This window comes from Armatimonas sp. (assembly GCF_043760365.1).
In the GTDB taxonomy this organism is placed as follows: domain Bacteria; phylum Armatimonadota; class Armatimonadia; order Armatimonadales; family Armatimonadaceae; genus Armatimonas.
This window is the reverse complement of record NZ_JAYUPA010000559.1, coordinates 1-1,563: the sequence shown is the minus strand read 5'-3', so window position 1 is coordinate 1,563 and position 1,563 is coordinate 1. Positions and strand designations below refer to the sequence as shown.

The following is a 1,563-nucleotide window of genomic DNA, read 5'->3' as shown; positions in this document are numbered from 1 at the left end:
GCTACAGTGCCGCCAAAGATAAAGAGTACCGCGAGCTCATTCCCAACCACGGCGATGTCTACGCCACCGCGCTCCACCTCTGCGACATTCCCAAGCGCGCACAGACCGGGCGCAATGACCGCAACCCGCTGACGTACATCAAGAAGGCGTAGCCCGAACCCATCGCTCTTGAACCCATCCCTCTACGAAGGAAGGGGGAGAGGGAAGGGGAGGGTAGGATAGGGGGAGATTTTGCAATGGAGGAAGAGATCATGGAGGGGCAAAGTCACGCTCCCCTTACTCTGGCTGAGTACAAAGCGGAGCTTGGGGGCACGATGCCGGAGCTACCTGATTTTCCGGTCTGGAAAGATGGCTGGGACGCAGTTTTGGAGCATCCGATAGTGAACGTAAGCTGGGACGACTGCAAGGCGTATGCCGACTGGGCGGGGCTGTTGCTTCCGAGCGAGGCGCAGTGGGAGTTTGCGGCAAGTGGCGGCGATGGCCGCGTGTACCCGTGGGGCAAGAAGTGGGACGCGAGCAAGTGCCGGTGCAGCACGAAGACCTGGGGCGACTGCGGCGGCACATCTGCGGTGGGGAGCTTTCCTGCGGGGCCGTTCGGTCTGGTGGATATGGCGGGCAACGTGTGGGAGTGGTGCTCGGACTGGTGGGATGGCGAGCAGAAGCAGCGCGTACTACGCGGCGGCTCCTGGCTCAACTACAACGCGAACTACTTCCGCTGCGCCGAGCGGTACGGGTTCCTCCCCGGCGATAGGTTCAACGACGTCGGTTTCCGTCTGTCTTCCCTGCCTCCCTCGGCTTCGTAAAACTCAGCCACTCCCTCCGGCTTCGCGAAGGAAGGGGGCGTGATGGTAGGCAAGCTCATCGTCACAAACCCTCTTCGCGAAGCCGGAGAGGGTCGCCGCCTAAGCGGCGGGGAGAGGTAAATAAAAGCACTGTAATCACATGAGGTGGGCTTGCAGTGGCGCGAGTAGAAGTAAATGTTGCACGATGTGGATTTGGGGTATAGTGAGAGTGATTTGTGGTGATGCGAGGAGTATTTGGGATTTGGTGAGTGGCATAAATAAATCTGCGAGAGTGACTTGTGGTGCTGCGAGTGAGACAAGAATTTTTATAAGGAGTTAATGAGATGGCGATTAGTAACGATTTAAAGACATATCATGCACTGATAGACACGTTTACTGCACACTGGGCGAGTGTGAACGCAGAGCTGGGTGCGAGTCCCCTGGTACTGCCTGACGGCACGACGCTGGCGCAGTTCAAAGAGGCAAAGGCGGCTCTCACCGAGCACTACCAGGCTGTTGAGAGTGGGGACAATGCGGTGCAGACCTCGGCGGCGGACTGTGCAGGGCTCAAGGCGGACTTGCTCCCGCGCCACGCACAGTTCCGTACCACAGTCAATGGCCTGCTTCCCGGCTCACGCTACGCCGCTGCGCTGGCAAAGACACCGTCTAAGAGCGCCTCGCAGGGGGTGGTTGTCAAGGCGTTTCAGGATACCCTCACGCTCTGGGCACAGATCGAGGCCGATAGCGCCGTGACCCTCAAAAAGCCACTCACTCTGGCGGA

The 1,563-nt window shown here is 59.2% G+C and carries 2 protein-coding genes; both read left to right on the top strand.

The genetic code is table 11. The features are described from left to right. Nucleotides 1-236 precede the first annotated feature (236 nt). On the top strand, nt 237-803 hold the full coding sequence (locus tag ACH2EH_RS12805) for a formylglycine-generating enzyme family protein (RefSeq protein ID WP_395142239.1): 567 nt from the start codon (nt 237-239) through the stop codon (nt 801-803). A gap of 323 nt (nt 804-1,126) precedes the next feature. Beyond that, nucleotides 1,127-1,563: hypothetical protein (locus tag ACH2EH_RS12800; RefSeq protein WP_395142237.1), on the top strand; the 437-nt coding region annotated here is incomplete at its 3' end.